Source organism: Pseudomonas sp. BIGb0176 (assembly GCF_024810175.1).
GTDB classification, from domain to species: Bacteria; Pseudomonadota; Gammaproteobacteria; order Pseudomonadales; family Pseudomonadaceae; genus Aquipseudomonas; species Aquipseudomonas protegens.
Genome location: NZ_JANUEC010000002.1, coordinates 1,304,150 through 1,327,596, shown reverse-complemented (window position 1 = coordinate 1,327,596; position 23,447 = coordinate 1,304,150). Strand labels below are relative to the sequence as shown.

At 62.8% G+C, this 23,447-nt stretch carries 24 protein-coding genes; 13 read left to right on the top strand and 11 right to left on the bottom strand.

Features of this window, described 5'->3' with window-relative positions; all coding sequences use genetic code 11:
• Positions 1-112: 112 nt before the first annotated feature.
• The 7 genes from mreC (at position 113) to tldD (ending at position 10,110) form a co-directional block, all read left to right on the top strand.
• Entirely contained in the window at positions 113-1,210 is a 1,098-nt protein-coding gene (gene mreC / locus M2395_RS17135) for a rod shape-determining protein MreC (RefSeq protein ID WP_072451275.1), read from the top strand.
• On the top strand, positions 1,210-1,701 hold the full coding sequence (mreD, locus tag M2395_RS17130) for a rod shape-determining protein MreD (RefSeq protein ID WP_011059252.1): 492 nt from the start codon (positions 1,210-1,212) through the stop codon (positions 1,699-1,701). The genes mreC and mreD overlap by 1 nt, the downstream gene beginning before the upstream one ends.
• A gap of 43 nt (positions 1,702-1,744) precedes the next feature.
• Complete coding sequence (locus M2395_RS17125) at positions 1,745-2,350, top strand: nucleoside triphosphate pyrophosphatase (RefSeq protein ID WP_011059253.1); 606 nt, start codon at positions 1,745-1,747, stop codon at positions 2,348-2,350.
• Between the two features lie 56 nt (positions 2,351-2,406).
• Positions 2,407-3,864 carry a ribonuclease G gene (rng, locus tag M2395_RS17120; RefSeq protein WP_011059254.1) on the top strand — a complete coding sequence of 486 codons (1,458 nt, stop codon included), beginning with the start codon at positions 2,407-2,409 and terminating at the stop codon, positions 3,862-3,864.
• 75 nt (positions 3,865-3,939) lie between these two features.
• Entirely contained in the window at positions 3,940-7,743 is a 3,804-nt protein-coding gene (locus M2395_RS17115; protein ID WP_123430072.1) for a YhdP family protein, read from the top strand.
• A gap of 58 nt (positions 7,744-7,801) precedes the next feature.
• Positions 7,802-8,641: a carbon-nitrogen hydrolase family protein gene (locus tag M2395_RS17110; RefSeq protein WP_011059256.1), complete on the top strand. Its 840-nt coding sequence runs from the start codon at positions 7,802-7,804 to the stop codon at positions 8,639-8,641.
• A gap of 26 nt (positions 8,642-8,667) precedes the next feature.
• Positions 8,668-10,110, top strand: a complete 1,443-nt coding sequence (tldD, locus tag M2395_RS17105) for a metalloprotease TldD (protein WP_011059257.1) — start codon at positions 8,668-8,670, stop codon at positions 10,108-10,110.
• A gap of 49 nt (positions 10,111-10,159) precedes the next feature.
• Here tldD and yjgA read toward each other — a convergent pair whose 3' ends face one another.
• On the bottom strand, positions 10,160-10,681 hold the full coding sequence (gene yjgA, locus M2395_RS17100) for a ribosome biogenesis factor YjgA (protein WP_011059258.1): 522 nt from the start codon (positions 10,679-10,681) through the stop codon (positions 10,160-10,162).
• A gap of 108 nt (positions 10,682-10,789) precedes the next feature.
• Between yjgA and pmbA the strand changes: the two genes are divergently transcribed.
• The 6 genes from pmbA (at position 10,790) to M2395_RS17070 (ending at position 16,158) form a co-directional block, all read left to right on the top strand.
• On the top strand, positions 10,790-12,136 hold the full coding sequence (gene pmbA / locus M2395_RS17095; RefSeq protein WP_011059259.1) for a metalloprotease PmbA: 1,347 nt from the start codon (positions 10,790-10,792) through the stop codon (positions 12,134-12,136).
• A 238-nt stretch (positions 12,137-12,374) separates the two neighbouring features.
• Positions 12,375-12,770 (top strand): hypothetical protein, encoded by a 396-nt coding sequence (locus M2395_RS17090; RefSeq protein WP_011059260.1) that lies wholly within the window; start codon positions 12,375-12,377, stop codon positions 12,768-12,770.
• Positions 12,763-14,139: an aspartate ammonia-lyase gene (locus tag M2395_RS17085; RefSeq protein ID WP_123430073.1), complete on the top strand. Its 1,377-nt coding sequence runs from the start codon at positions 12,763-12,765 to the stop codon at positions 14,137-14,139. The genes M2395_RS17090 and M2395_RS17085 overlap by 8 nt, the downstream gene beginning before the upstream one ends.
• A gap of 28 nt (positions 14,140-14,167) precedes the next feature.
• A complete protein-coding gene (locus M2395_RS17080) occupies positions 14,168-14,617 on the top strand; it encodes a hypothetical protein (protein WP_011059262.1) in 450 nt (149 codons plus the stop codon).
• A 1-nt stretch (position 14,618) separates the two neighbouring features.
• Entirely contained in the window at positions 14,619-15,230 is a 612-nt protein-coding gene (locus tag M2395_RS17075; RefSeq protein ID WP_011059263.1) for a superoxide dismutase, read from the top strand.
• 34 nt (positions 15,231-15,264) lie between these two features.
• On the top strand, positions 15,265-16,158 hold the full coding sequence (locus M2395_RS17070) for a ZIP family metal transporter (protein ID WP_011059264.1): 894 nt from the start codon (positions 15,265-15,267) through the stop codon (positions 16,156-16,158).
• A gap of 29 nt (positions 16,159-16,187) precedes the next feature.
• On the opposite strand, the gene M2395_RS17065 is transcribed toward M2395_RS17070, so the two are convergent.
• From M2395_RS17065 to M2395_RS17020, 10 genes are all read right to left on the bottom strand, one after another.
• Entirely contained in the window at positions 16,188-16,460 is a 273-nt protein-coding gene (locus tag M2395_RS17065) for an HPr family phosphocarrier protein (protein WP_011059265.1), read from the bottom strand.
• A gap of 16 nt (positions 16,461-16,476) precedes the next feature.
• Positions 16,477-17,334, bottom strand: coding sequence for an RNase adapter RapZ (gene rapZ, locus M2395_RS17060; RefSeq protein WP_011059266.1), 858 nt, complete (start codon positions 17,332-17,334; stop codon positions 16,477-16,479).
• A 2-nt stretch (positions 17,335-17,336) separates the two neighbouring features.
• Positions 17,337-17,801 carry a PTS IIA-like nitrogen regulatory protein PtsN gene (ptsN, locus tag M2395_RS17055; RefSeq protein WP_011059267.1) on the bottom strand — a complete coding sequence of 155 codons (465 nt, stop codon included), beginning with the start codon at positions 17,799-17,801 and terminating at the stop codon, positions 17,337-17,339.
• 12 nt (positions 17,802-17,813) lie between these two features.
• Entirely contained in the window at positions 17,814-18,119 is a 306-nt protein-coding gene (gene hpf / locus M2395_RS17050; RefSeq protein ID WP_011059268.1) for a ribosome hibernation-promoting factor, HPF/YfiA family, read from the bottom strand.
• A gap of 125 nt (positions 18,120-18,244) precedes the next feature.
• Positions 18,245-19,738 carry an RNA polymerase factor sigma-54 gene (locus tag M2395_RS17045; RefSeq protein WP_015634162.1) on the bottom strand — a complete coding sequence of 498 codons (1,494 nt, stop codon included), beginning with the start codon at positions 19,736-19,738 and terminating at the stop codon, positions 18,245-18,247.
• A gap of 182 nt (positions 19,739-19,920) precedes the next feature.
• Positions 19,921-20,646, bottom strand: a complete 726-nt coding sequence (gene lptB, locus M2395_RS17040) for an LPS export ABC transporter ATP-binding protein (protein WP_011059270.1) — start codon at positions 20,644-20,646, stop codon at positions 19,921-19,923.
• Positions 20,646-21,191 carry a lipopolysaccharide transport periplasmic protein LptA gene (gene lptA, locus M2395_RS17035; RefSeq protein WP_011059271.1) on the bottom strand — a complete coding sequence of 182 codons (546 nt, stop codon included), beginning with the start codon at positions 21,189-21,191 and terminating at the stop codon, positions 20,646-20,648. Before lptA ends, lptB begins: the two co-directional genes overlap by 1 nt.
• On the bottom strand, positions 21,178-21,750 hold the full coding sequence (lptC, locus tag M2395_RS17030) for an LPS export ABC transporter periplasmic protein LptC (RefSeq protein ID WP_011059272.1): 573 nt from the start codon (positions 21,748-21,750) through the stop codon (positions 21,178-21,180). Before lptC ends, lptA begins: the two co-directional genes overlap by 14 nt.
• Before the next feature lie 9 nt (positions 21,751-21,759).
• Entirely contained in the window at positions 21,760-22,284 is a 525-nt protein-coding gene (locus tag M2395_RS17025; protein WP_011059273.1) for an HAD family hydrolase, read from the bottom strand.
• The gene (locus tag M2395_RS17020) at positions 22,284-23,258 is read right to left on the bottom strand and encodes a KpsF/GutQ family sugar-phosphate isomerase (RefSeq protein ID WP_011059274.1); all 975 of its coding nucleotides are present in this window, start codon (positions 23,256-23,258) and stop codon (positions 22,284-22,286) included. Before M2395_RS17020 ends, M2395_RS17025 begins: the two co-directional genes overlap by 1 nt.
• Positions 23,259-23,447: the final 189 nt, after the last annotated feature.

Here is a 23,447-nt window from a genome sequence, read left to right as displayed (position 1 = left end):
CACAGGCAGCACTTTGCAGTGCTGCCTGTGGCGTTTATCTTCTGTCAATCTGCATCCAGGCCGGTTTGATGCCGTATGAATAAACACAACATTTGCCTGGGAGGAGCGGCTTATTAAACCGCTTTTCGCCAAAGGCCCCTCATTAGGCGTGCGCCTCCTGGTGCTGGTCGTTCTCTCGGTCGCACTGATGGTGGTCGATGCCCGCTTCACACTGCTCAAGCCAGTGCGTAGCCAAATGTCGCTGGTGTTGATGCAGTCCTACTGGATCACCGACCTGCCGCAGCGGCTATGGCAAGGCGTGGCCAGTCAGTTCGGCAGCCGTACCGAGCTGGTCGCTGAAAACGAAAAACTCAAGACCGAAAACCTGCTGCTGCAGGGGCGCATGCAAAAGCTCGCGGCCCTCACCGAGCAGAACGTGCGCCTGCGCGAGTTGCTCAATTCCTCGGCGCTGGTCAACGAGAAGGTTGAAGTGGCCGAGTTGATCGGCATGGACCCGAACCCCTTTACCCACCGCATCATCATCAACAAAGGTGAGCGCGATGGCGTGTTCCTCGGCCAGCCGGTGCTCGATGCCCGTGGCCTGATGGGCCAGGTGGTGGAGTTGATGCCCTACACCTCCCGCGTACTGCTGCTCACTGACACCACCCACAGCATTCCGGTGCAGGTCAACCGCAACGGCCTGCGCGCCATCGCCAGCGGCACCGGCAATCCGGAGCGCCTGGAGTTGCGCCATGTGGCCGACACCGCGGATATAAAGGAAGGCGATCTGTTGGTCAGCTCCGGTCTGGGCCAGCGTTTCCCCGCCGGCTACCCGGTGGCCACGGTCAAGGAAGTGATCCACGACTCCGGCCAGCCGTTCGCCATTGTGCGGGCGGTACCCACCGCTGCGCTGAATCGCAGCCGCTACCTGCTGCTGGTATTCAGCGATCCGCGTACCGCCGAAGAGCGTGCCAACGACGCCGCCCAGGCCCAGGAAGCCCAGGACCAGCAGGGCGCCAGCGCCGCGCCAGTGGTCCCGGCCACCGTGCCCAAGCCGGCCGCGGCGGCAAACGCCGGGGCTGCGCCCGCCACTGCGACTCCTGCTGCGCCGGCGACCCCGGCCAAACCCGCGGCTCACGCTCCGGCCAAGCCGGTCCATAAACCTGTGGTGAAACCGGCCGCTGCCAAACCACCGGCAGCAGCACCGGCCACCACCGGAGGAAGAGAATAATGGCGGGTAGCACCTATTCGCGAAATGGCTGGATCGTCTGGTTGACCTTCCTTATCGGGCTGCTGCTGAGCGTCTCGCCCTTGCCGCAGTTCATGGAGATCCTGCGTCCGCTGTGGCTGGCGCTGTTGCTGGCGTTCTGGGCGCTGGCCCTGCCGCACAAGGTCGGCATGGTCACTGCCTGGTGCCTGGGGCTGGCAGAGGATGTGCTCTATGGCACGCTGCTGGGGCAGAATGCCCTGATCCTGACGCTGATCACCTTCCTTGTACTGTCTCTGCAACAGCGCCTGCGGATGTTCCCGATGTGGCAGCAGAGCCTGGTGATCCTGGTGATCTTCGGCCTGGCGCAGTTGGTGCAACTCTGGCTCAGCGCCCTGACCGGCAACCGCCAGCCGACCCTGGCCCTGGTGCTGCCGGCCCTGGTCAGTGCCTTGTTGTGGCCCTGGGTCAGCTTCGGCCTGCGCGGCTTGCGTCGACGTTTCAAAATCAATTAATTCGGTCAGGCATTGGCCCGCACCTCGACAGGGAGATGTCTTGATGAATCCGCTTTACCTCGCTTCCGGTTCGCCTCGTCGGCGTGAGTTGCTGACGCAGATCGGCGTGCCGTTCACCGCCATCAGTGCGGACATCGATGAAACCCCGCTAGCCGATGAGTCACCTGCCGCCTACGTCGAGCGCCTGGCCCGAGGCAAGGCTGCGGCGGGGCGCGGGCTGATCACCAGCAGTGAATCCCAGGCCCCGGCCTGTGTGCTGGGGGCCGACACCGCGGTGGTGCTCGATGGGCGGATTCTCGGCAAACCGCTGGATCAGGCTGATGCGTTGCAGATGCTCATGGCGCTTTCGGGGCGTGAGCATGAAGTGTTCACCGCCATTGCCCTGCTTGACGGTGAACGCTGCGAGTCGCGAGTGGTGCGCAGCCTGGTACGTTTTCGCCCGATCTCGCCTGCAGAGGCCGCGCTCTACTGGGCCAGCGGCGAGCCCTGCGACAAAGCCGGTGGCTATGCTATCCAGGGACTGGCAGCGGTGTTCGTCGCCGGCCTCAATGGCAGTTATTCCGCGGTGGTCGGCTTGCCGGTGTGCGAAACCGCAGAACTGCTCGGGCATTTCGGCATACCCTGTTGGCAAAACCTTCCAGTGCGCTAAAGCGCCGTACCCGATTGCTGCGGCCCTCTATGAACACGCCTGAACGAGACACTGCCATGAGTGAAGAGATTCTGATCAACATCACGCCGATGGAATCACGCGTGGCGGTGGTCGAAAACGGAGTGCTGCAAGAGGTTCACGTCGAGCGCACCCAGCGCCGGGGGATCGTCGGCAACATCTACAAGGGCAAGGTGGTGCGGGTCTTGCCGGGCATGCAGGCGGCCTTCGTCGACATCGGCCTGGACCGGGCGGCGTTTATCCACGCCTCGGAAATTTCCACCCGCGAAGGCACGGCGGTAGAGAGCATCAGCGCTCTGGTGCACGAAGGGCAGAGCCTGGTGGTGCAAGTCACCAAGGACCCCATCGGTTCCAAGGGCGCGCGCCTGACCACTCAGTTGTCGATCCCTTCCCGCTATCTGGTGTACATGCCGCGTACCGCCCATGTCGGTATCTCGCTGAAGATCGAGGACGAAGCCGAGCGTGAGCGCCTGAAGCAGGTCGTCAGTGATTGCGTGGCCCAGGAAGGCATCAAGGAGGCCGGTGGTTTTATCCTGCGCACCGCCGCCGAAGGCGCCGGGGCCGATGAGATCATGATGGACATCCGTTACCTGCGCCGGCTCTGGGACCAGATCGGCGCGCAGATCAAGACCATCGGCGCGCCCAATGTGATCTACGAGGACCTGGGCCTGGCTCTGCGCACCCTGCGCGACCTGGTGAGCCCGAAGATCGAGAAGATCCGCATCGACTCCCGGGAAACCTTCCAGAAGACCACGGTGTTCGTGGCCGAACTGATGCCGGAAATCGCCGACCGCCTGGAGCACTACCCCGGCGAGCGGCCGATCTTCGACCTGTACGGCGTCGAGGACGAAATCCAGAAAGCCCTGGAGCGCAAGGTGCCGCTCAAGTCCGGAGGCTACCTGGTGGTAGACCCGGCGGAAGCCATGACCACCATCGACGTCAACACCGGGGCCTTCGTCGGTCATCGCAACCTTGAGGAAACCATCTTCAAGACCAACCTCGAGGCGGCCACCGCCATTGCCCGGCAACTGCGCCTGCGCAACCTGGGCGGGATCATCATCATCGACTTCATCGACATGGAAGATGAAGAGCACCAGCGCCAGGTATTGCGCACCCTGGAAAAGCAGCTGGAGCGTGACCACGCCAAGACCAACATCATCGGCATCACCGAGCTGGGCCTGGTGCAGATGACTCGCAAGCGTACCCGCGAGAGCCTGGAGCAGGTGCTGTGCGAGCCTTGCAGCAGTTGCCAGGGGCGGGGCAAGTTGAAAACCCCGGAAACCGTCTGTTACGAAATATTCCGAGAAATCCTCCGCGAGGCCCGGGCTTATCAGGCAGAAGGGTATCGGGTGCTGGCCAATCAGAAGGTGGTCGACCGGCTGCTGGACGAAGAGTCGGGCAACGTGGCGGAGCTGGAGGGTTTTATCGGCCGGACCATCAGGTTCCAGGTCGAAACCATGTATTCCCAGGAACAATACGACGTGGTGCTGCTCTGATTCCGCGTGTTCTACATCCGTGGAAATGGCTGGCTTCAGCTTTTTGCATGACTTTTACCCTGGGAGCCAACTGAAATGGAGCGGCTGATGCGCCTGTTCACCACGCTGATTCGCTGGGGGCTTGGCTTCTGTGCGCTGGCGCTGGTGGCGACTGCCTTGTATGTCAGTCTGGGCCGGGAACTGACCCCGCTGGTGGCCGAATACCAGCCCGAGGTCGAGGCCAAGGTGCAGCAGGCCGTGGGCTTGCCGGTGCATATCGGTAGCCTGGAGGGGCGCTGGAGCGGCTTGTCGCCGATCCTGCTGGCCCACGACGTGCAGGTGGGCGAGGGCGCCAATGCGCTGCGCCTGGATCAGGTGAGCGTGGCGCCGGATATGCTCGGCAGCCTGCTGGCCCGTGACCTGCGGATCGGCCGCCTGGAGCTCAGCGGCCTGAGCCTGAGCCTGAAAGAGGGCGCGGACGGCCAGTGGCAGCTTGAAGGCCTGCCGGTGCAACAGGACCAGCCGATGGACCCCCAGCAGTTGCTGGGCCGCCTGCAACAGGTTGCCGAGCTGTCGCTGCTGGACAGCCAGGTCACCTTGCAGCCTCTGGACCACCAGCCCGTGGCCCTGACCTACGTCGGGCTCAATCTGCGCAGCGGTACCAGCCGCCAGCGCCTGGACCTGCGCCTGACGCTGCCGGACGGCCAGCCCCTGGCAATGAACCTGCGGACCAGGATGCGGGCCGAGGCCTGGCGCGATGCCCAGGCCGACTTGTACCTGAGCCTGCCGCAAAGCGACTGGTCGCGTTGGGTGCCGGCCCGGCTGACCCGGGAGTGGAAACTCTCCGAGCTCAAAGCGGGTGGCGAGCTGTGGCTGAAGTGGGCCAAGGGTGGGGTGCAAAATGCCACGCTGCGCTTGAATGCCCCGCAATTCACCGGGGCCTATGCCGAGCGCACGCCGGTGTCCCTGAGCAACCTGGCGTTGAATGCCTACTTCCAGCGTGACGAGCAGGGCCTGCAGGTGCAGCTTGACTCCCTGGCGCTGAACCTCGGCGAGACCCGCTGGGAATCCCGTGTGCAGGTGCAGCAGCGCAACGCGACCGAGCAGCAGGAAGAACTCTGGCATGTGCAGGCCGACCGCCTGGACCTGAAGCCGATCACCCCGATCCTCGATGCCCTGGCCCCCTTGCCGGAAGGCCTGGCCACGGCCATCGACCGACTGAAAGTCACTGGCGGCCTGCGCAACGTGCTGCTCGACTATCGTCCCCAGAACAGTGGCGACCAGCGCCTGAGCTTCGCCGCGAACCTCGACCGGGTTGGCTTCGACGCCTATCACGGTGCTCCGGCAGCGCGAAATGTCAGCGGCAGCATCAGCGGCGACCTGGGCAAGGGCGAGCTGCGCATGGACAGCAAGGATTTCTCCCTGCACCTGTACCCGATCTTCGCCAAGCCCTGGCAGTACATCCAGGCCAACGCCACCCTGACCTGGAAGCTCGACAAGGAAGGCTTCACCCTGATTGCCCCCTACCTGAAGGTGCTGGGCGAAGAGGGCAAGATCGCCGGCGACTTCCTGATCCGCCTGCATTTCGACCACAGCCAGGAAGACTACATGGACCTGCGAGTCGGCCTGGTGGACGGCGATGGGCGCTACACCGCCAAGTACCTGCCCCAGGTGCTCAACGCCGGTGTGGATGAATGGCTGCGCACGGCGATCCTCAAGGGCGCGGTGGACCAGGGCTTCTTCCAGTACCAGGGTTCGCTCAACCATGACGCCGTCGAGGCCGCCCGCAGCATCAGCCTGTTCTTCAAGGTGCATGACACCGAGCTGGCGTTCCAGCCGGGCTGGCCGCACCTGACCAAGGTCAGCGGCGATGTGTTCATCGAAGACAGCGGCGTGCGCATCGTCGCCAGCAAAGGCCAGTTGCTGGACACCAAGGTGCGGGATGTCTTCGTCAACATTCCCCATGCTGCCAACGGGCAGGACAGCCACATGTACATCGATGGCGCCTTTGCCGGTGGCCTGGGCGATGGCGTGAAAATTCTCCAGGAAGCGCCGATCGGCACCGGCTCGACCTTTGCCGGCTGGCATGGTGAGGGCGAGCTGCAAGGCAAGCTGGATCTGGATATTCCCCTGGTCAAGGGCCAGGAGCCGAAGATCGTGGTGGCGTTCAAGACCGACAAGGCGCGCCTCAAGCTCAGTGAGCCTGAGCTGGAACTGACCCAACTCAAGGGCGATTTCCGCTTCGATAGTGCCAAGGGCCTGAGTGGCGAGGGCATCAGTGCCCAGGCGTTCGAGCGGCCGGTCACGGCGCAGATCTTCGCCGATGGCAAGCCGGGCAAACCCAACACTCGAGTGGTTGCCAAGGGCCAGGTTGCGGTCAAGAAACTTACCGACTGGTTGCAAGTCGGCCAGCCGTTGCCGGTGTCCGGCGAGGTGCCCTACCAGTTGCAACTGAACCTGGACGGAGCCGACAGCCAGTTGATGGTCAGTTCCAGTCTCAAGGGCGTAGCGGTGGACCTGCCGGCGCCGTTCGGCATGGCGGCCAGCACCGGGCGCAACAGTGTATTTCGCATGACTCTGCAAGGGGCCGAGCGGCGCTACTGGTTCAACTACGGCGAACTGGCCGACTTCACCTTTGCGGCGCCCAGCGGCAAGCTCGCCGAGGGTCGGGGCGAGCTGTTCCTCGGCGATGGCGCGGCCTTGCTGCCGCCGGGTAAAGGGCTGCGGATACGAGGGATTCTCTCCGAGCTGGATGTGGAACCCTGGAAAGCCCTGGTGGATCGCTACGCCGGGCAGGACCCGGGAGGCAGCGCCAAACAGTTGCTCAGCAGTGCGGACTTCAAGGTTGGCAAGCTCAGTGCCTTCGGCACCACCCTGGACCAGGTCAACCTGTTGCTGGCGCGCAAGCCCGCTGCCTGGGAGTTGCAGATCGACAGCCAGCAGGCCAAAGGCAAGGTCGGGATTCCCGATGCCAAGGCGGCGCCGATGGCCATCGACATGGCGTACGTGCGCCTGCCGGCTGCCGATCCGGCAGCGCAGGCCGATGAAAATGCGCCCGACCCCCTGGCCTCGGTGGATCCCAAGAGCGTTCCGCCCCTGGATATTTCCATTGCCCAGCTGTTCCAGGGCCAGGACCTGATCGGCCGCTGGGCGCTCAAGGTGCGGCCGACGTCCAGGGGCATGGTCTTCAATGGCCTGGACCTGGGCCTCAAGGGCATGCAGTTGCAGGGCGAGGGCGGCTGGGAAGGCCAGGCCGGTGCCAGCAACAGTTGGTACCGGGGCCGCATTGGCGGCAAGAACCTGGCGGACGTGCTCAAGGGCTGGGGCTTCGCCCCGACCGTGACCAGTGAAGATTTTCACCTGGACGTCGATGGCCGTTGGCCGGGCTCGCCGGCCTGGGTGGGCTTGAAGCGCTTCTCCGGCAGCCTGGACGCTACCCTGCGCAAGGGCCAGTTCGTCGAAGTCGAGGGCGGGGCCCAGGCCTTGCGGGTGTTCGGCCTGCTCAACTTCAACTCCATCGGTCGTCGCCTGCGCCTGGACTTCTCCGACCTGTTCGGCAAGGGCCTGAGCTATGACCGGGTCCGGGGCGTGCTGGCGGCGAGCAATGGCGTTTACGTCACTCGCGAGCCGATCACCCTGACCGGGCCGTCGAGCAACCTGGAGCTCAATGGCACCCTGGACATGGTGGCCGACCAGGTCGACGCCAAGCTGCTGGTGACCCTGCCGGTGACCAACAACCTGCCGATTGCCGCGCTGATTGTCGGTGCGCCGGCGGTGGGCGGGGCGTTGTTCCTGATCGACAAGCTGATCGGTGACCGCGTGGCGCGCTTCGCCAGCGTCAAATACAACGTCAAAGGCCCATGGAAAGAGCCGAAAATCACCTTCGACAAACCGTTTTGAGAATCCTCGATTCGCGCCTATGGAGTAGCATGGCCGCCTACCCTACAAGGAGTTCGCCATGTCTCTTGCGGTGATTCAAATGGTCAGCCAGAGCGATGTCCTGGCCAATCTGCAGCAGGCTCGGAGCCTGCTCGAACAGGCTGCTGCCGGCGGTGCAAAGCTGGCCGTCCTGCCGGAAAACTTCGCCGCCATGGGGCGCCGCGACATGGCGGCCATTGGTCGCGCCGAAGCGCTGGGCGAAGGTCCGATCCTGCCATGGTTGAAACAGGCCGCCCGCGACCTCAGGTTATGGATAGTGGCCGGCACCTTGCCGTTGCCCCCCGTCGATCAGCCCGAGGCCAAGTCCAATGCCTGTTCGTTGCTGGTGGATGACCAGGGGCAGTTCGTGGCGCGCTACGACAAGCTGCACCTGTTCGATGTCGATGTGGCGGACAATCGCGGACGCTACCGTGAATCCGATGACTATGCTCATGGAGACCGGGTGGTGGTGGCGGATACGCCGGTGGGAAGGGTCGGCCTTACAGTCTGTTATGACCTGCGCTTTCCCGAGCTGTACAGCGAGTTGCGCGCCGCTGGCGCCGAGTTGATCACCGCGCCTTCGGCGTTTACCGCGGTCACCGGTGCGGCCCATTGGGAGGTGCTGATTCGCGCCCGTGCCATCGAGACCCAGTGCTACGTGCTGGCGGCGGCCCAGGGCGGCGTGCATCCCGGCCCGCGGGAAACCTACGGCCATGCGGCGATCGTCGACCCCTGGGGGCGGATAGTGGCGCAACAGGATCAAGGTCAAGGCGTGCTGCTGGCCGAGCGCGACAGCAGCGAACAGGCGTCCATCCGGGCGCGGATGCCGGTGTTCAGTCACCGGCGCATTTTCTCGCAAGGCGTGCAACGGCTTGCATAAGTACGACGAATTTAAGGCCAAAACATATGAGCGGGTTGTTGTCCTCTGTCAGTGAACATCTACTAGCCCCGGGCGGCGTGACCATCGAAAGCTTGCAAGGCGTGCTGGGGGATCTGGCCGGCCCGGGCATCGATGCCGCCGATCTGTATTTCCAGGGGCAGATTTCCGAGTCCTGGTCCCTGGAAGACGGAATCGTCAAGGAAGGCAGTTTCAACCTCGACCAGGGGGTTGGGGTGCGTGCGCAATCCGGTGAGAAGACCGGCTTCGCCTACAGCAATGCCATCACCCTGGAGGCCCTGGGCCTCGCCGCCCGGGCGGCGCGCTCGATTTCCCGGGCCGGGCAAAACGGTACCGTGCAGGCGTTCTCGACCCAGGACGTGGCGCAGCTGTATGCGCCGGACAACCCCCTGGAAGTCATCAGCCGGGCCGAGAAGGTCGAGCTGCTCAAGCGCGTTGACGCCGCAACCCGCGCCCTGGATCCGCGCATCCAGCAGGTCAGCGTGAGCATGGCCGGGGTCTGGGAGCGGATCCTGGTGGCCTCTACCGATGGCGGCCTGGCGGCGGACGTGCGGCCGCTGGTGCGTTTCAACGTCAGCGTCATCGTCGAGCAGAACGGTCGCCGCGAGCGCGGTGGCCATGGCGGCGGCGGGCGTACCGACTACCGCTATTTCCTCAGCGAAGATCGGGCCATGGGCTATGCCCGTGAAGCCCTGCGCCAGGCGCTGGTCAATCTGGAAGCCATTCCGGCGCCGGCCGGAACCCTGCCGGTGGTGCTGGGCTCCGGCTGGTCCGGAGTGCTGCTGCACGAAGCCGTGGGCCACGGCCTGGAGGGCGACTTCAACCGCAAGGGCAGTTCGGCCTATAGCGGGCGCATGGGCGAAATGGTGGCTTCCAAGCTCTGCACCATCGTCGACGACGGCACCCTGGCCGGGCGCCGTGGTTCCCTGAGCGTGGACGACGAAGGCACCCCCACCGAATGCACCACGCTGATCGAGAACGGCGTGCTCAAGGGCTACATGCAGGACAAGCTCAATGCCCGGCTGATGGGCGTGGCCCGCACCGGCAACGGTCGCCGCGAGTCTTATGCGCACCTGCCGATGCCGCGCATGACCAACACCTACATGCTGGGTGGCGAAAGCGATCCGGCGGAAATCATCGCTTCGGTGAAGAAGGGCATCTATTGCGCCAACCTCGGTGGCGGCCAGGTGGATATCACCAGCGGCAAGTTCGTGTTCTCCACCAGTGAGGCCTACCTGATCGAGGACGGCAAGATCACCGCCCCGGTCAAGGGCGCGACCTTGATCGGCAACGGTCCGGAAGCCATGAGCCGGGTATCGATGGTGGGTAATGACCTGTCCCTGGACAGTGGCGTCGGCACCTGCGGCAAGGATGGGCAATCGGTGCCAGTGGGCGTCGGCCAGCCGACCCTGAAGATCGATGCGATCACCGTGGGTGGCACTGGGGCATAAGGAGGGAGGGCGTCGGGTGAGCTGCAGGGCAGCTCACCCGTGGCAAGGCTCAGCGCAGGCCGCGTTGAGTCTCGTCCAGCTCGCGGATGTACTTGAAGATTTTACGGCTTGAGGCCGGTGCCTTGTTATGCGCCAGCTCATGCTGGGCCTGACGGATCAGGGAGCGCAGTTGCTGGCGATCGGCGTCCGGGTATTCGCCGACGAACTTTTCCAGCACGTCATCGCCGCCGCCGATCAGGCGGTCGCGCCAACGCTCCAGGTTATGGAAGCGTTCATTGTACTGCCGGGTGGAGGCATCGAGTTGGTCAAGCAGTTGCAGAATCGCGTCGGTGTCCTGGTCCCGCATCAGCTTGCCGATGAACTGCAGGTGGCGCTTTCGGGCGATATGGGCGACGTGCTTGGGGGCATCCGCCAGGGCCCGGCGCAAGGCGTCGGTCAGGGGCAGTTTGTTCAGCAAGTCGGGCTTGAGAGTGGTAAGGCGCTCGCCGAGATCAACCAGAGCATGCAGCTCGCGTTTGACCTGGGATTTGCTTTTCTCCCCATCGAGGGAGTCGTCGTAAGAATCAACCATGGTGGCAGTCCGCAAAGAAACGCCGCCATGATAACCAGTCGAGGGCCGCTTGTCCGGCCCGGTCGCTCGCCGGCCTTAATCGAAAGCAGAATTTGAGTGGAGAACAGCATGAGTGCAGCACAAAGCGTCGGCCCACAGGCTTTGCCGGCCCTGCAGGAGCAAGTCGAGCAGATCATCGCCGAGGCCAAGCGCCAGGGGGCCAGCGCCTGTGAAGTGGCGGTGTCCCTGGAGCAGGGGCTGTCGACTTCGGTGCGCCAGCGGGAAGTGGAAACCGTCGAGTTCAACCGCGACCAGGGCTTTGGCATCACCCTCTACCTGGGCCAGCGCAAGGGTTCGGCCAGTACGTCTGCCAGCGGCCCCGAGGCCATTCGCGAAACCGTGGCGGCGGCCCTGGCGATTGCCAAGCACACCTCCGAAGACGAAGCCTCGGGCCTTGCCGACGCGGCCTTGATGGCCAAGGACCTGCAGGACTTCGACCTGTTCCACGCCTGGGACATCACTCCCGAACAAGCCATCGAGCAGGCTCTGACCTGTGAGGCTGCGGCCTTTGCTGCCGACAGCCGGATCAAGAATGCCGACGGCACCACCCTCAGCACCCACCAGGGCTGTCGGGTGTATGGCAACAGCCACGGCTTCATTGGTGGTTATGCGTCCACCCGCCACAGCCTGAGCTGCGTGATGATTGCCGAGGCGGATGGCCAGATGCAGCGCGACTACTGGTACGACGTCAATCGCCAGGGCCAGTTGCTGGCCGACCCGGTGAGCATTGGCCAGCGTGCCGCCCAGCGCGCGGCCAGCCGGCTAGGTGCCCGTCCAGTGCCGACCTGTGAGGTGCCGGTGCTGTTTTCCGCAGAACTGGCCGGTGGCCTGTTCGGCAGTTTTCTCGGGGCGATTTCCGGTGGCAACCTGTACCGCAAGTCGTCCTTCCTCGAAGGCGCCCTGGGTCAACAACTGTTTCCGCAGTGGATGACCATCGATGAGCGCCCGCACCTGATGCGCGCCATGGGCAGTTCGGCTTTCGACGGCGATGGCCTGGCCACCTACGCCAAGCCGTTCATCCAGGACGGTGAGCTGGTGTCCTATGTACTGGGCACCTATTCCGGACGCAAGCTGGGCATGCCGAGCACTGCCAACGCCGGTGGCGTGCACAACCTGTTCGTCACCCATGGCGACGAAGACCAGGCCGCGCTGCTGCGGCGCATGGGCCGTGGCCTGCTGGTGACCGAGCTGATGGGCCATGGCCTGAACATGGTCACCGGGGACTACTCCCGCGGTGCGGCGGGTTTCTGGGTCGAGAACGGCGAGATTCAGTTCGCGGTGCAGGAAGTGACCATTGCCGGCAACCTGCGGGACATGTTCAAGCAGATCCTCGCAGTGGGTAACGACCTGGAGCTGCGTAGCAACATCCGCACCGGCTCGGTGCTGATCGAACGCATGACCGTCGCCGGCAGCTGACCGCGCCCAGCTTCACCCCCAACGCGCCACCTCCCCGAGGTGGCGCGTTTTTTATGGCCGCCATTTTTGTAGGAGCTGGCTTGCCAGCGAAAGCGTCCTGACATCCGGCACCAGGCTCAAGGGCTCATTCGCCGGCAAGGCGGGCCCTATAAGAGTTGGACAAAAATCATACAAGCCAGATTGATTTGATTCTCAATATCATTTAATAATGAAAATCATTATTCGATGAGCCCAGGTCATGAGTTCTGCCTTGCACGAGCAGCCTTACCTCGAAAGCTGGCGCTGGATGAGCCGCCAGATCCGTTGCGCACTGGAACCGGACGAACCCCGTCTGATCGAGCATTACCTCGCCGAAGGCCGCTACCTGGCCTGCTGTACCGCGATGTCGGCCTGGACCGTCGCTGAAACTTCCTTCCGTTTATTGATCGATACCGCAACCGATACAGCGCTGCCCTGGCATTGGCGCAGCCAGTGCCTGGACCAGGCCTGGCGGCCGTTGCGCGACATGGAGCGGTTGTCTTTGTGCAATTGCCGGCTCAAGCGCTGGCAGAGCCACGCCTGGCAGTTGGCGACCTGCTCGCTGCTGCCTTCCATTCCCCTGATAGAACTGGTGCAAGGATTTCCCGATGAGTAATACCCGTATCGAACGCGACAGCATGGGCGAACTGCAGGTACCGGAACTGGCCCTGTACGGCGCACAGACCCAGCGTGCGGTGGACAACTTCCCCATCAGCGGGCAACGCATGCCGGCAGCCTTCATCCGTGCGCTGATCCTGGCCAAGGCGGCTGCGGCCAAGGCCAACGTCGAACTGGGGCAGATCAGCGAAGCCCAGGGCAAGGCCATCGTCGATGCCGCCCAGGGTCTGCTGGAAGGTGATTTCATGCAGCACTTCCCGGTGGACATTTTCCAGACCGGCTCTGGCACCAGTTCCAACATGAACGCCAATGAAGTACTGGCAACCCTGGCCAGCCGCCTGCTGGGTGAACCGGTCAACCCCAATGACCATGTCAACTGCGGCCAGAGCAGCAACGACATCATCCCTACCACCATTCATGTCAGCGCCGCGCTGACCCTGCATGAGCAACTGCTGCCGGCCCTGGTGCATCTGGTGGAGGTCATCGAGCGCAAGGCGGTACAGGTGCACCCCTTCATCAAGACCGGCCGCACTCACCTGATGGACGCGATGCCGGTGCGCATGAGCCAGGTGCTGGAGGGCTGGGCGCAGCAACTCAAGGCCAATATCAGCCACCTGCAGGATCTGCTGCCGAGCCTGCAATCCCTGGCTCAGGGCGGTACCGCTGTGGGTACCGGAATCAATGCGCATCCCGAGTTCGCTGCGCGTTTCAGCCAGCAGTTGAGCAAGCTGACCCAGGTGCAATTCACCCCGGGCAAGAACCTCTTCGCCCTGATCGGCTCCCAGGACACTGCGGTGACGGTATCCGGCCAGCTCAAGGCTACCGCGGTGTCGTTGATGAAGATCGCCAACGACCTGCGCTGGATGAACTCCGGCCCGCTGGCCGGGCTCGGCGAGATCGAGCTGGAAGGTTTGCAGCCCGGTTCGTCGATCATGCCCGGCAAGGTCAACCCGGTGATTCCTGAAGCCACCGCGATGGTCGCCGCCCAGGTCATCGGCAACGACAGCACCATCACTGTGGCCGGGCAATCGGGCAACTTCGAGCTCAACGTGATGCTGCCGATCATTGCCCAGAACCTGCTGAGCAGCATCGAGTTGCTGGCCAACTCCAGCCGCCTGCTGGCGGACAAGGCCATCGCCAGCTTCAAGGTCAACGAACCCAAGCTCAAGGAAGCGCTGTCGCGCAACCCGATCCTGGTCACGGCGCTGAACCCGATCATCGGCTATCAGAAGGCTGCGGAGATCGCCAAGACCGCCTACAAGCAGGGGCGCCCGGTGATCGACGTGGCCCTTGAACATACCGATCTGCCACGCAGCCAGCTGGAGGTCCTGCTGGACCCGGAAAAGCTCACTGCCGGCGGCGTGTAACCCACCGACACCGCTTTGGAGGCTCACCATGGAGCACTGGAAACGCACGATCGAAAGGGCCAATCGCCTCTTTATGCAGGGCGAACTGGTGGATGCTCGCGAGTTCTACCTGCAGGCGCTGGCCCTGGCCCAGGTGCTGTTCGAGCGCTGGTCGGATGCCGACGAAGCGGTGGCGGCCTGTGTGATTTCCCATCACAACCTGGCAGACCTGCACCTGCGCCTCAATCAGCCGGAGGAGAGCGCGGAATACCTCTGCGCCATCCATCAGCGGTTGCTGCAGACCATGCAGGACAGCCGCTTGCCCACAGCCCTGCGGGAAGCGGCCTTGCGCCAAAGCAGCAAGACCTACGTCGAACTGCTGAATTTCATCGGTGATCACGGCGAATACCCGCGCACTCACCGTTTGCTGGACAGCAACGTCGCGGGCCTGTCAGCCGACAGCCCGCAACCAGACAGCCCCTCTTACGGAGCCCATTGATATGTCCTTTACCTTGCCTGCACTGCCTTACGCCTACGACGCCCTGGAACCGCACATCGATGCGCAAACCATGGAAATCCACTACACCAAGCATCACCAGACCTACATCAACAACCTCAACGCCGCCGTCGAGGGGACCGAATGGGCAGGGTGGGAGGTGGAAAAGCTGGTAGCCAGCGTTCAGCAACTGCCGGAAAAACTGCGTGCTGCGGTGATCAACCAGGGTGGCGGGCATGCCAACCATTCGCTGTTCTGGGCGGTGATGACACCCGCCGGTGGCGGTCATCCCCAAGGCGCCCTGGGGCAAGCCATCGAGCAGCAACTGGGTGGTTTCGAGAGCTTCAAGGAAGCGTTCACCAAGGCCGCACTCACCCGTTTCGGCAGTGGCTGGGCCTGGCTCAGCGTGACACCGGAGAAGAAACTGGTGGTGGAAAGCAGCGGTAACCAGGACAGCCCGCTGATGAACGGCAATACGCCGATCCTCGGTCTGGATGTGTGGGAGCACGCCTACTACCTGCGCTACCAGAACCGCCGCCCGGAATACATCAACGCCTTCTACAACGTCATCAACTGGCCGGAAGTCGCTCAGCGCTACCAGGCCGCGATGGCTTGATACCTTTCCATCAAAACAAGATCTAAGGCCGACTATGGGCACTGAAACACTGGCAATCAGCAGCGGGCGAATGTTTCGTTATGCCTTCGGTTCGCTGTTGCTGTTGGCGGGCACGGCGTTGCTGGTGGCTCAAGGGTTGAGCTGGCTGAACCTGGAGCCGCGCTTGCTGCGCGCCTTGCAGGGCGGTTCGATCTGCGCGCTGGGCACGGCGCTGGGGGCGGTCCCGGTGCTGGTGATCCGGCGGATGCCGGTGGCGGTGAGCGACACCCTGCTGGGTTTTGGTGCCGGAGTGATGCTGGCGGCCACGGCATTTTCGCTGATCGTCCCCGGCATCGCTGCGGCCCAGGACCTGGGCTTGTCTGCCTGGGGCTCCAGCGGCCTGATCTGCGCCGGCATCATGCTCGGGGCCTTTGGCCTGTTCCTGGTGGATCTCAAGGTCTCGGGGGGCAGCCCGGAGGTGCTGGTGGGTACGCCAGAGCATCCGGTGATTGCCCCGCGTATCTGGCTGTTCGTCTTCGCCATCATTGCCCACAACATTCCTGAAGGGATGGCGGTGGGGGTGTCGGCCGGAGGCGGCATGCCGGATGCGGACAGCCTGGCCATGGGCATTGCCCTGCAGGATGTGCCGGAAGGCCTGGTGATTGCCCTGGTATTGGCGGGGGCGGGGATGTCGCGGGTCAAGGCATTCCTGATTGGTGCGGCTTCAGGTCTGGTGGAACCGGTCTTTGCCTTGCTCTGCGCCTGGCTGGTGAGCCTGGCGCAGGTATTGCTGCCCTTGGGCCTGGCCCTGGCGGCGGGGGCGATGCTGCTGGTGGTCACTCATGAAGTGATTCCGGAGTCGCGTCGCAATGGCCATGACAAGCTTGCCAGCCTTGGCCTGTGTATCGGTTTCTGCCTGATGATGGTCATGGATACGGCACTCGCCTGAGAGCCGTATGGTGAGGGGCCCGCCCGGGCCTACTCGCCTTCGTCGAAGAAGTTGTTGATCAGTGCCACCAGCGCATCCATCGCTTCCTGTTCCTGCTCGCCTTCGGTCTTCAGGTGGATCCTGGTGCCCTTGCCGGCGGCCAGCATCATCATGGCCATGATGCTTTTGCCGTCGACCATGGAGTCCGGGGTCCTGCCGGCGCGGATCTGGCAGGGAAACTGCCCGGCCACGCCGACGAACTTGGCCGAGGCACGGGCATGCAGGCCCAGTTTATTGATGATCTCGATTTCCAGAGCTGGCATCGCGGGGTAGATCCTTTCAGCTAAGGTCGCGGTGGCGAACCTGGACGTTCTTCAGGGATTTTTGCAGGACCTGGCCCAGGCGCTCGGTCAGGTACACGGAGCGGTGGTGCCCGCCGGTGCAGCCGATGGCGATGGTCACATAGGCGCGGTTGCTGGCGGCAAAGCGTGGCAGCCATTTGAGCAGGTAGCTGGAGATGTCCTGGAACATTTCCTCGACATCGGGTTGCGCCGCCAGATACTCGGCCACGGGCGCATCCAGGCCTGATTGGGCGCGCAACTCGGGCTTCCAATACGGGTTGGGCAGGCAGCGCACGTCGAACACCAGGTCTGCATCTACCGGCATGCCGCGCTTGAAGCCGAAGGACTCCACCAGGAACGCGGTACCGGGTTCCGGCTGGTTCAACAGTCGCAGCTTGATGGTGTCGCGCAGCTGGTAAAGGTTCAGGTTGGTGGTGTTGACCTTGAGATCGGCTAGGTCGACGATCGGCCCCAGCAGTTGGGTTTCATCGTGGATGGCTTCGGCCAGGGAGCGGTTGGCGCTGCTCAGCGGGTGGCGCCGACGGGTCTCGGAGAAGCGCTTGAGCAGGGTCTCTTCGTCGGCATCCAGGTACAGCACATCGCACTGGATATGCCGGCTGCGCACTTCTTCCAGCAATTCGGGGAAGCGCGACAGATGACTGGGCAGGTTGCGGGCATCGATGGACACCGCCACCAGCGGTTGCGCCAGTTCGGTGTGGATCAACGCACGTTCAGCCAGTTCCGGCAGCAAGCCGGCTGGCAGGTTGTCGATGCAGTAGTAGCCGTGGTCCTCGAGAACATCGAGGGCGGTGCTTTTACCTGAGCCGGAGCGGCCGCTGACGATGATCAAACGCATGATTACTGACCGTTTTGCTCGTCCAGAACGACCTGATACAAGGCTTCGTTGCTGGTGGCGCTGCGCAGCCGGTCACGGACTTCCTTGCGATCGAGCATGCTGGCGATCTGCCGGAGCAGTTCCAGGTGTGCATCGGTCGCGGCTTCCGGAACCAGCAGGACGAACAGCAGGTCGACCGGTGCGCCATCAATGGCGTCGAAATCGATCGGAGCGTCCAGGTGCATCAGCGCACTGATGGGCGACTCGCAGCCTTTGAGGCGGCAGTGGGGAATGGCGATGCCGTTGCCAAAACCGGTGGAACCGAGTTTTTCACGGGCAATCAGGCTCTCGAAGACATCCTGCATCTCCAGATCAGGCACTTCACGGCTGATCAGGTTGGCAATTTGTTCGAGGGCGCGTTTTTTACTGCCGCCCGGCACGTTCACCAGGGAACGGCCGGGGGTCAGGATGCTTTCAAGTCGGATCATGGGAGGGGAGTGTTAGCGACCCGTGCCTTGGAGAAGGTGGAGTTGCTTTTCCTTATGCTTTTTCAGTTGGCGGTCAAGCTTGTCCGTGAGCAGGTCGATTGCGGCATACATATCGTCATGTTCTGCGTTGGCAACGACCTCCCCACCGTGGATGTGCAGGGTGGCTTCGATTTTCTGCTTCAGCTTCTCGACAGCCATGGTGACCTGCACATTGGTAATCTTGTCGAAGTGCCTCTCCAGCCGGTCGAGTTTTTCGCCGATGTAGACGCGCAGGGGTTCAGTCACTTCGAGTTGGTGTCCACTGATGTTGACTTGCATACAGCTTCTCCTTCGTTGCCAGTGCATAACGCGGCAGGCTGGGTTGCCTGCCACCTAGACTACGTTTGAAAACGACACCAGGCCCTTTTCAAACACACTCTGAAACGCTGTGGCCAGCCCTGCGGCTACATCAACCGCTTACGTTCGCTGGAAGGCGCGATCCCAAGGGATTCGCGGTACTTGGCGACGGTACGACGGGCTACCTGAATGCCTTGTGCCTCCAGTAAACCAGCGATCTTGCTGTCACTCAACGGCTTTTTCTGATTTTCCGCGGCCACCAATTTTTTGATGATCGCGCGGATCGCCGTGGACGAGCATTCACCGCCTTCCGAAGTGCTGACGTGGCTGGAGAAAAAGTATTTCAGCTCATATATGCCCCGTGGGGTATGCATGAATTTTTGCGTGGTCACCCGGGAAATCGTCGATTCGTGCATGCCCACCGCCTCGGCGATATCGTGCAGAACCAGCGGCTTCATCGCTTCATCGCCATATTCGAGAAAGCCGCGCTGGTGCTCGACGATCTGGGTGGCGACCTTCATCAGGGTTTCATTGCGGCTTTGCAGGCTCTTGATGAACCAGCGGGCTTCCTGCAACTGGTTGCGCATGAAGGTGTTGTCGGCGCTGGTGTCGGCGCGGCGTACAAAACCGGCGTACTGGGCGTTGACCCGCAGGCGCGGCACGGATTCCTGGTTCAGTTCCACCAGCCAGCGTTCGTTGTCCTTGCGCACTATGACGTCCGGGACCACGTATTCGGCTTCGCTGGATTCGATCTGCGAACCGGGACGGGGGTTGAGGCTCTGCACCAGCTCGATGACCTGGCGCAACTCATCTTCCTTGAGCTTCATGCGCCGCATCAGCTGGCTGTAGTCGCGGCTGCCCAGGAGGTCGATGTAGTCACTGACCAGGCGCTGGGCCTCGCCCAGCCAGGGCGTTTTCGCCGGCAACTGGCGCAGTTGCAGCAACAGGCACTCGCCCAGGTTGCGGGCACCGATGCCCGCGGGTTCGAATTGCTGGATGCGGTGCAGGACGGCTTCTATCTCGTCCAGTTCGATGTCCAGTTCCGGATCGAAGGCTTCGAGGATCTCCTCGAGGGTTTCGTCCAGGTAGCCCTGATTGTTGATGCAGTCGATCAGGGTCACGGCAATCAGGCGGTCGGTGTCCGACATCGGCGCCAGGTTCAGTTGCCAGAGCAGGTGGCTCTGCAGGCTCTCGCCCGCGGAAGTGCGGGTGGTGAAGTCCCACTCGTCGTCATCGCTGCTGGGCAGGCTGCTGGCGCTGGTCTGGTAGACGTCTTCCCAGGCGGTGTCGACCGGCAGTTCGTTGGGGATGCGCTCGTTCCACTCACCGTCCTCGAGGCTGTCCACCGTGGGGGCGGTTTCCTGGTAGGAGGGCTCCTGGATCTCGGTATTGGGTTTGGACTCGGTGTTGTCGGCCAGGGGGTCGCTGTTGTCGAAGTCGTCGCCTTCTTCCTGGCGTTCGAGCATCGGGTTGGACTCCAGGGCTTCCTGGATTTCCTGTTGCAGGTCCAGGGTCGACAATTGGAGCAGGCGGATGGCCTGTTGCAGCTGCGGTGTCATCGTCAGCTGCTGGCCCATTCTAAGGACTAGCGATGGTTTCATGGCAGGGGCTTAACACCTTATTTGCCGGCGCACATGCGCCATCCACTACAGGGCGCCGGAGCGCCAAACATAAGCAAATTATATGCCTGAAACTGAAGTGTTTGCCTAGAGCGCTGTAACAATAAAGTTTGTAGGGTTTTATTGTTCCCGGCGCCCTGGCGTCCAGCCCAACACATCAGCCCTTACAGGCGGAACTCATGGCCCAGATAGACTTCCTTGACCAGTTCGTTGGCCAGGATGGTCTCGGAGTCGCCTTCGGCGATCAGTTGCCCGTCGTTGACGATGTAGGCGGTCTCGCAGATGTCCAGGGTTTCCCGGACGTTGTGGTCGGTAATCAGCACCCCGATGCCCTTGGCCTTGAGGTGGTGGATGATCTGCTTGATATCGCCCACCGAGATCGGGTCGACACCGGCGAAGGGTTCGTCCAGCAGGATGAACTTGGGCGCGGTGGCCAGGGCCCGGGCGATCTCCACGCGGCGCCGCTCACCACCGGACAGGCTCATGCCGAGGTTGTCGCGGATGTGGTTGATGTGGAATTCCTGCAGCAGGCTTTCCAGTTCCTGGCGACGGCCGGCCTTGTCGAGCTCCTTGCGGGTCTCGAGGATGGCCATGATGTTGTCGGCCACCGACAGCTTGCGAAAGATCGAGGCTTCCTGGGGCAGGTAGCCGATACCGGCGCGTGCGCGGCCGTGCATCGGTTGGTGGCTGACATCCAGGTCGTCGATCAGGACGCGGCCCTGATCGGCCTGGACCAGGCCGACGATCATGTAGAAGCAGGTGGTCTTGCCGGCGCCGTTGGGGCCGAGCAGGCCGACGATCTGACCGCTGTCGATGGACAGGCTGACATCACGCACGACCTGGCGGCTCTTGTAGCTCTTGGCCAGGTGCTGAGCTTTCAGAGTTGCCATTACTGGGCCTTTTGCTCGTCGGTTTTCTTTTTCGGCTGGATGACCATGTCGATCCGCGGACGCGGCGCGGTAACCGAGCTGCCATTGGCGCGACCGGCGTTGGCAACCTGCTTGACGGTGTCGTAGACGATCTTCTCGCCTTCGGTGGTATTACCGTCGTTGATGACCTTGGCCTTGTCGATCAGCACGATGCGGTTCTGCTGGGCATGGTACTGGATGGTCACGGCGTAGGCCTGGACCGGTTTCGGGTCGGTCTGCTTCTGCAGTTGCTCGAAGTAGGCGAGGTTGCCCACCGAGGTCACCACGTCGATTTCACCGGTCTTGGACCGGGTGATGGTCACGGTGTTACCGGTGATCTTCATCGAGCCCTGGGTGATGATGACATCGCCCTTGTAGGTGGCCACGCCGTTCTTGTCGTCCAGCTGGGCGTCGTCGGCCTGGATGCGGATCGGCTGTTGGCTATCGTTCGGCAGAGCCCAGGCGCTCACGCTTCCCAGTGCTGCGCCCAGACTGAGCAAAATAGGGAGGGTTTTAACGAGCCTCATACTGTCCTCTTACGTTCGATAGCAGGTTCATCCTGCCGTCTTTCAAATACGCTTTCATTCCCTTGGCCGTAGTCACGCCGCCGGCGCCGTCGATTCTAACGGCTTGCTCGGTCTGCGCATATTGCTTCTGCGGGAATACTGTCATGCGGGTTGTGGTGATCAGCAGGTTGCGGTTGTGCTCGTCGGTGCGGGAAACCCGTACCGAATCGATCAGCTCGACCTCGGTGCCGTCCGGGTTGACCTCGCCGCGTTCGCTCTGGACATGCCAGGGGAACGTGGTGCCACGGTACATCTGCAGGTCCGGCTTGGTCAGCAGGGTCACTTCGCTGGCCTTGACGTGCTCGACCTTGTCCGAGGTCATTTCGTACTGCAGTTTGCCGTCGGGCAGGTACTGCACGCTGCGGGCGTTGATCACGTAGTAGTCAATGGCGCTTTCGTCGACCTGGGCCACCGGCTTGTCGAGGAAGCGTTCCGGGCTGATGTTCCAGTAACCGACCGCTGCGAACAGCAGGGCGATGGTCCCGAAGATCAGGATGTTGCGAATCTTTTTGCTCAGCATGGGAAGGCTCTATAAGTAAGCGGCATTGGCTGCTTCAAGGCGGTCCTGGGCACGCAGGATCAGTTCGCAGAACTCGCGGGCGGCACCTTCGCCGCCGCGGGCCACCGTGACGCCGTGGGCGTGTTCGCGGACAAACGCTGCGGCATTGGCCACCGCCATGCCCAGCCCCACGCGGCGGATCACCGGCAGGTCGGGCAAATCGTCGCCCAGATAGGCGACCTGTTCATAGCTTAGGCCCAGTTGGCCAAGAAGCTCGTCCAATACCACCAGCTTGTCTTCGCGGCCCTGGTACAGGTGGGGAATCCCCAGGTTCTTGGCTCGGCGCTCTACCACCGGGGTCTTGCGCCCGCTGATGATCGCCGTCTGCACGCCGGCCGCCATGAGCATCTTGATGCCCTGGCCGTCCAGGGTGTTGAAGGTCTTGAACTCGCTGCCGTCTTCGAGGAAGTACAGGCGCCCGTCAGTCAGCACGCCGTCGACATCGAATACCGCCAGCTTGATGTTTTTACCGCGTTGCAGCAGGTCGGCACTCATCACATCACTCCCGCGCGCAGCAGGTCGTGCATGTTCAAGGCGCCGATCGGCCGGTCTTCCTTGTCCACCACCACCAGGGCGCTGATCTTGTGGTCTTCCATGATTTTCAGGGCTTCGGCGGCCAGCATGTCGGCACGTGCGGTCTTGCCATGAGGGGTCATCACCGAATCGATGGTGGCATGGTGTATATCGATGGCCCGATCCAGGGTGCGACGCAGGTCGCCGTCGGTGAAGATCCCGGCCAGGCGGCCGTCGGCCTCCAGGATCACGGTCATGCCCAGGCCCTTGCGGGTCATTTCCATGAGCGCGTCCTTGAGCAGGGTGCCGCGTTGCACCTGGGGCAGATCGCTGCCTTCGTGCATGACGTTCTCCACCTTGAGCAGCAGGCGACGGCCCAGGGCACCACCCGGGTGGGAGAAGGCAAAGTCCTCGGCAGTGAAGCCGCGAGCTTCCAGCAGCGCCACGGCCAGGGCGTCGCCCATGACCAGGGCGGCGGTGGTCGAGGAGGTCGGTGCCAGGTTCAGCGGGCAGGCTTCGTGCTCGACGTGGACGTTGAGGTTGACGTCAGCCGCCTTGGCCAGCGGCGACTCGGGGTTGCCGGTGAGGCTGATCAACTGGATGCCCAGACGCTTGATCAGGGGCAGCAGGGTGACGATTTCGTTGGTGGAGCCGGAGTTGGAGAGGGCCAGGATCACGTCATCGCGGGTAATCATGCCCATGTCGCCATGGCTGGCTTCGGCAGGATGGACGAAGAAGGCCGTGGTCCCGGTGCTGGCCAGGGTGGCGGCAATCTTGTTGCCGACGTGCCCGGACTTGCCCATGCCGACCACCACTACGCGGCCTTTGCTGGCCAGAATCATCTCGCAAGCGCGTACGAAATCTGCGTCGATATGGGGCAGCAAGCCTTCTACTGCCTGTAGTTCGAGGCGGATGGTGCGTTGTGCTGATTGAATCAGGTCGCTGGATTGGCTCATGTCTGAAATCGTATAGCCCGATGAAAAGGCGGCGATTATAGCGGTAATGAACAAATCCCTCACGCAAGTTCGTCAGGCTTTGTCTACCGGGCGCGAGGAAAGTCTGGTTTTTGCCTGTCGTCGACCTGAACGGGGGTGGCGTCGGCCTTGGGGGCTCCGTATCAGCAGTGATATAGTTCGCCGCCAGTT

Bases quoted from the DNA above. Each gene is read 5' to 3' on its own strand.
- rapZ (WP_011059266.1), bottom strand. From the start codon at position 17,334: ATGCGTTTGATCATCGTCAGCGGCCGCTCCGGCTCAGGTAAAAGCACC.
- rng (WP_011059254.1), top strand. From the start codon at position 2,407: ATGAGTGAAGAGATTCTGATCAACATCACGCCGATGGAATCACGCGTG.
- mreD (WP_011059252.1), top strand. From the start codon at position 1,210: ATGGCGGGTAGCACCTATTCGCGAAATGGCTGGATCGTCTGGTTGACC.
- M2395_RS17090 (WP_011059260.1), top strand. From the start codon at position 12,375: ATGAGTTCTGCCTTGCACGAGCAGCCTTACCTCGAAAGCTGGCGCTGG.
- M2395_RS17080 (WP_011059262.1), top strand. From the start codon at position 14,168: ATGGAGCACTGGAAACGCACGATCGAAAGGGCCAATCGCCTCTTTATG.
- pmbA (WP_011059259.1), top strand. From the start codon at position 10,790: ATGAGTGCAGCACAAAGCGTCGGCCCACAGGCTTTGCCGGCCCTGCAG.
- M2395_RS17020 (WP_011059274.1), bottom strand. From the start codon at position 23,258: ATGAGCCAATCCAGCGACCTGATTCAATCAGCACAACGCACCATCCGC.
- M2395_RS17075 (WP_011059263.1), top strand. From the start codon at position 14,619: ATGTCCTTTACCTTGCCTGCACTGCCTTACGCCTACGACGCCCTGGAA.
- ptsN (WP_011059267.1), bottom strand. From the start codon at position 17,801: ATGATCCGACTTGAAAGCATCCTGACCCCCGGCCGTTCCCTGGTGAAC.
- yjgA (WP_011059258.1), bottom strand. From the start codon at position 10,681: ATGGTTGATTCTTACGACGACTCCCTCGATGGGGAGAAAAGCAAATCC.
- M2395_RS17125 (WP_011059253.1), top strand. From the start codon at position 1,745: ATGAATCCGCTTTACCTCGCTTCCGGTTCGCCTCGTCGGCGTGAGTTG.
- hpf (WP_011059268.1), bottom strand. From the start codon at position 18,119: ATGCAAGTCAACATCAGTGGACACCAACTCGAAGTGACTGAACCCCTG.
- M2395_RS17065 (WP_011059265.1), bottom strand. From the start codon at position 16,460: ATGCCAGCTCTGGAAATCGAGATCATCAATAAACTGGGCCTGCATGCC.
- M2395_RS17025 (WP_011059273.1), bottom strand. From the start codon at position 22,284: ATGAGTGCCGACCTGCTGCAACGCGGTAAAAACATCAAGCTGGCGGTA.
- M2395_RS17085 (WP_123430073.1), top strand. From the start codon at position 12,763: ATGAGTAATACCCGTATCGAACGCGACAGCATGGGCGAACTGCAGGTA.
- M2395_RS17070 (WP_011059264.1), top strand. From the start codon at position 15,265: ATGGGCACTGAAACACTGGCAATCAGCAGCGGGCGAATGTTTCGTTAT.
- M2395_RS17115 (WP_123430072.1), top strand. From the start codon at position 3,940: ATGGAGCGGCTGATGCGCCTGTTCACCACGCTGATTCGCTGGGGGCTT.
- M2395_RS17110 (WP_011059256.1), top strand. From the start codon at position 7,802: ATGTCTCTTGCGGTGATTCAAATGGTCAGCCAGAGCGATGTCCTGGCC.
- lptA (WP_011059271.1), bottom strand. From the start codon at position 21,191: ATGAGGCTCGTTAAAACCCTCCCTATTTTGCTCAGTCTGGGCGCAGCA.
- lptB (WP_011059270.1), bottom strand. From the start codon at position 20,646: ATGGCAACTCTGAAAGCTCAGCACCTGGCCAAGAGCTACAAGAGCCGC.
- M2395_RS17045 (WP_015634162.1), bottom strand. From the start codon at position 19,738: ATGAAACCATCGCTAGTCCTTAGAATGGGCCAGCAGCTGACGATGACA.
- tldD (WP_011059257.1), top strand. From the start codon at position 8,668: ATGAGCGGGTTGTTGTCCTCTGTCAGTGAACATCTACTAGCCCCGGGC.
- lptC (WP_011059272.1), bottom strand. From the start codon at position 21,750: ATGCTGAGCAAAAAGATTCGCAACATCCTGATCTTCGGGACCATCGCC.